The 4,835-nt window shown below is 50.4% G+C and carries 2 rRNA genes; both read right to left on the bottom strand.

The annotated features are described in order from the left end of the window. Positions 1 to 7: 7 nt before the first annotated feature. Positions 8 to 2,899, bottom strand: a 23S ribosomal RNA gene (locus BCU94_RS15420). A gap of 377 nt (positions 2,900 to 3,276) precedes the next feature. Then, positions 3,277 to 4,819: ribosomal RNA gene (locus BCU94_RS15415) — 16S ribosomal RNA — on the bottom strand. The 16S and 23S rRNA genes sit together here, the layout of an rRNA operon. Between the last annotated feature and the right edge of the window lie 16 nt (positions 4,820 to 4,835).

Here is a 4,835-nt window from a genome sequence, read left to right as displayed (position 1 = left end):
GGGTTGTATGGTTAAGCCTCACGAGTCATTAGTACAGGTTAGCTCAACGCCTCACAACGCTTACACACCCTGCCTATCAACGTCCTAGTCTCGAACGGCTCTTTAGAGAGATTAAATCTCTAGGGATGACTCATCTTAGGACTCGCTTCCCGCTTAGATGCTTTCAGCGGTTATCGATTCCGAACGTAGCTACCGGGCAATGCTATTGGCATAACAACCCGAACACCAGCGGTTCGTCCACTCCGGTCCTCTCGTACTAGGAGCAGCTTCCTTCAATCATCCAACGCCCACGGCAGATAGGGACCGAACTGTCTCACGACGTTCTGAACCCAGCTCGCGTACCACTTTAAATGGCGAACAGCCATACCCTTGGGACCGACTTCAGCCCCAGGATGTGATGAGCCGACATCGAGGTGCCAAACACCGCCGTCGATATGAACTCTTGGGCGGTATCAGCCTGTTATCCCCGGAGTACCTTTTATCCGTTGAGCGATGGCCCTTCCATACAGAACCACCGGATCACTATGACCTACTTTCGTACCTGCTCGACGTGTATGTCTCGCAGTTAAGCTGGCTTATGCCATTGCACTAACCGTACGATGTCCGACCGTACTTAGCCAACCTTCGTGCTCCTCCGTTACTCTTTGGGAGGAGACCGCCCCAGTCAAACTACCCACCAGGCACTGTCCCGAACCCCGATAAGGGGCCGCGGTTAGAACATCAAAACTACAAGGGTGGTATTTCAAGATTGACTCCACTCCATCTAGCGACGAAGCTTCAAAGTCTCCCACCTATCCTACACATGTAGGTTCAATGTTCAGTGCCAAGCTATAGTAAAGGTTCACGGGGTCTTTCCGTCTAGCCGCGGGTATACGGCATCTTCACCGCAATTTCAACTTCACTGAGTCTCGGCTGGAGACAGCGTGGCCATCATTACGCCATTCGTGCAGGTCGGAACTTACCCGACAAGGAATTTCGCTACCTTAGGACCGTTATAGTTACGGCCGCCGTTTACTTGGGCTTCGATCATGAGCTTCTCCGAAGATAACCCAATCAATTAACCTTCAAGCACCGGGCAGGCGTCATACCGTATACGTCATCTTGCGATTTTGCACAGTACTGTGTTTTTGATAAACAGTTGCAGCCACCTGGTATCTGCGACTGCCGTCAGCTTAGGGAGCAAGTCCCATCACCAACAGCAGCGTACCTTCTCCCGAAGTTACGGTACCATTTTGCCTAGTTCCTTCAGCCGAGTTCTCTCAAGCGCCTTGGTATTCTCTACCCGACCACCTGTGTCGGTTTGGGGTACGATTCCTACTAACCTGAAGCTTAGAAGATTTTCCTGGAAGCATGGCATCAACTACTTCATCACCTTAGTGACTCGTCATCAGCTCTCAGCCTAATGTTCACCCGGATTTGCCTAAGTGAACAGCCTACAACCTTAAACGCGGACTACCAACGCCGCGCTAGCCTAGCCTTCTCCGTCTCTCCATCGCAGTTAGCAGAAGTACAGGAATATTGACCTGTTTCCCATCGACTACGCCTTTCGGCCTCGCCTTAGGGGTCGACTCACCCTGCCCCGATTAACGTTGGACAGGAACCCTTGGTCTTTCGGCGAGGGAGTTTTTCACTCCCTTTATCGTTACTCATGTCAGCATTCGCACTTCTGATACGTCCAGTGTGGGTTACCCCTTCACCTTCAACCGCTTACAGAACGCTCCTCTACCGCTTGCTCATAAGAGCAAACCCATAGCTTCGGTGTATTGCTTAGCCCCGTTAAATCTTCCGCGCAGGCCGACTCGACTAGTGAGCTATTACGCTTTCTTTAAATGATGGCTGCTTCTAAGCCAACATCCTAGCTGTCTAAGCCTTCCCACATCGTTTCCCACTTAGCAATAACTTTGGGACCTTAGCTGATGGTCTGGGTTGTTTCCCTTTTGACGACGGACGTTAGCACCCGCCGTCTGTCTCCCGAGTAGTACTCACTGGTATTCGGAGTTTGCAAAGGGTTGGTAAGTCGGGATGACCCCCTAGCCTTAACAGTGCTCTACCCCCAGTGGTATTCGCTCGAGGCGCTACCTAAATAGCTTTCGAGGAGAACCAGATATCTCCGAGTTTGATTGGCCTTTCACCCCCAGCCACAAGTCATCCGCTAATTTTTCAACATTAGTCGGTTCGGTCCTCCAGTTGATGTTACTCAACCTTCAACCTGCCCATGGCTAGATCACTCGGTTTCGGGTCTACGCCTTGCAACTAAACGCGCAGTTAACACTCGGTTTCCCTACGGCTCCGCTATTCGCTTAACCTCGCTACAAAACGTAAGTCGCTGACCCATTATACAAAAGGTACGCAGTCACGGTCTCAAGAACCGCTCCCACTGCTTGTACGTACACGGTTTCAGGTTCTATTTCACTCCCCTCACAGGGGTTCTTTTCGCCTTTCCCTCACGGTACTGGTTCACTATCGGTCAGTCAGGAGTATTTAGCCTTGGAGGATGGTCCCCCCATATTCAAACAGGATGTCACGTGTCCCGCCTTACTCGTTTTCATCTATGGTTAGTTTTCATGTACGGGACTATCACCCTGTACCGTTAAGCTTTCCAACTTATTCCACTAACACCCCATAGACTTAAGGGCTAATCCCCGTTCGCTCGCCGCTACTAGGGGAATCTCGGTTGATTTCTTTTCCTCTGGGTACTTAGATGTTTCAGTTCCCCAGGTTCGCCTCATAACGCTATGTATTCACGTTATGATGACCACTTATGTGGCCGGGTTTCCCCATTCGGACATCGTTAGCTCAAATGCTTGTTACTAGCTCGCCAACGCTTTTCGCAAGTTACTACGTCCTTCATCGCCTCTGACTGCCAAGGCATCCACCGTATACGCTTAGTCACTTAACCATACAACCCAAATGAGTTTCACAAGGAAACTTAATCGTTGTCAGAGCGGGTAGCCCTAACAGCTGTATCGTAACTAGCTGGTTTATTACATAATTTGCATCTCTTGCGAGTACACAAATTCGCCTTAGTTTTTAGAATATTCAAGACACTTAATAAAGTGTTTTGAGAACTCAATGTATTATCAGAAAAGGATTAATTTCCCAATAATACGATTTGTAATTAATACAACGACAGACATCATCGTATTAAATACTATCAGCTTTCCAAATTGTTAAAGAACAATGCTAACCGGCCAGCGGCGCATTTCGCTCAACTTCCGAAGAAGTTAACAAGCAATCTGTGTGAACACTCAACAAACATTAAGTTAGTCGTATAGGTAAGGAGGTGATCCAGCCCCAGGTTCCCCTAGGGCTACCTTGTTACGACTTCACCCCAGTCATGAACCACACCGTGGTAAACGTCCTCCCGAAGGTTAGACTATCTACTTCTGGTGCAGCCCACTCCCATGGTGTGACGGGCGGTGTGTACAAGGCCCGGGAACGTATTCACCGTAGCATTCTGATCTACGATTACTAGCGATTCCGACTTCATGGAGTCGAGTTGCAGACTCCAATCCGGACTACGACGTACTTTGTGAGATTAGCTAGACCTTGCGGCTTTGCAACCCTCTGTATACGCCATTGTAGCACGTGTGTAGCCCTACTCGTAAGGGCCATGATGACTTGACGTCGTCCCCACCTTCCTCCGGTTTATCACCGGCAGTCTCCCTAGAGTTCCCGCCATTACGCGCTGGCAAATAAGGATAGGGGTTGCGCTCGTTGCGGGACTTAACCCAACATTTCACAACACGAGCTGACGACAGCCATGCAGCACCTGTCTCAGAGTTCCCGAAGGCACTAAGCTATCTCTAGCGAATTCTCTGGATGTCAAGAGTAGGTAAGGTTCTTCGCGTTGCATCGAATTAAACCACATGCTCCACCGCTTGTGCGGGCCCCCGTCAATTCATTTGAGTTTTAACCTTGCGGCCGTACTCCCCAGGCGGTCTACTTAATGCGTTAGCTTGGGAGCCCAGTGCTCAAGGCACCAAACTCCGAGTAGACATCGTTTACGGCGTGGACTACCAGGGTATCTAATCCTGTTTGCTCCCCACGCTTTCGTACATGAGCGTCAGTCTTTGTCCAGGGGGCCGCCTTCGCCACCGGTATTCCTTCAGATCTCTACGCATTTCACCGCTACACCTGAAATTCTACCCCCCTCTACAAGACTCTAGTTCACCAGTTCCAAATGCAATTCCCAGGTTGAGCCCGGGGATTTCACATCTGGCTTAATGAACCGCCTGCGTACGCTTTACGCCCAGTAATTCCGATTAACGCTTGGACCCCTCGTATTACCGCGGCTGCTGGCACGAAGTTAGCCGGTCCTTCTTCTGTAGGTAACGTCACAGCTAACGGTTATTAACCGTTAACCTTTCCTCCCTACTGAAAGTGCTTTACAACCCGAAGGCCTTCTTCACACACGCGGCATGGCTGCATCAGGCTTTCGCCCATTGTGCAATATTCCCCACTGCTGCCTCCCGTAGGAGTCTGGGCCGTGTCTCAGTCCCAGTGTGGCTGATCATCCTCTCAGAACAGCTAGGGATCGTCGCCTTGGTGAGCCATTACCTCACCAACTAGCTAATCCCACCTAGGTTCATCCAATCGCGAAAGGCCCGAAGGTCCCCTCCTTTCCCCCGTAGGGCGTATGCGGTATTAGCAGTCGTTTCCAACTGTTATCCCCCTCGACTGGGCAGATCCCTAGGCATTACTCACCCGTCCGCCGCTCGTCAGCGAATTAGCAAGCTAATTCCTGTTACCGCTCGACTTGCATGTGTTAGGCCTGCCGCCAGCGTTCAATCTGAGCCATGATCAAACTCTTCAATTAAAGTTTTGTTGAAACA

The organism is Shewanella sp. 10N.286.52.C2, from assembly GCF_002874545.1.
Classification (GTDB): Bacteria; Pseudomonadota; Gammaproteobacteria; order Enterobacterales; family Shewanellaceae; genus Shewanella.
Note: the sequence above shows the minus strand (reverse complement) of the source record. Positions and strands in the feature narration are given on the sequence as shown.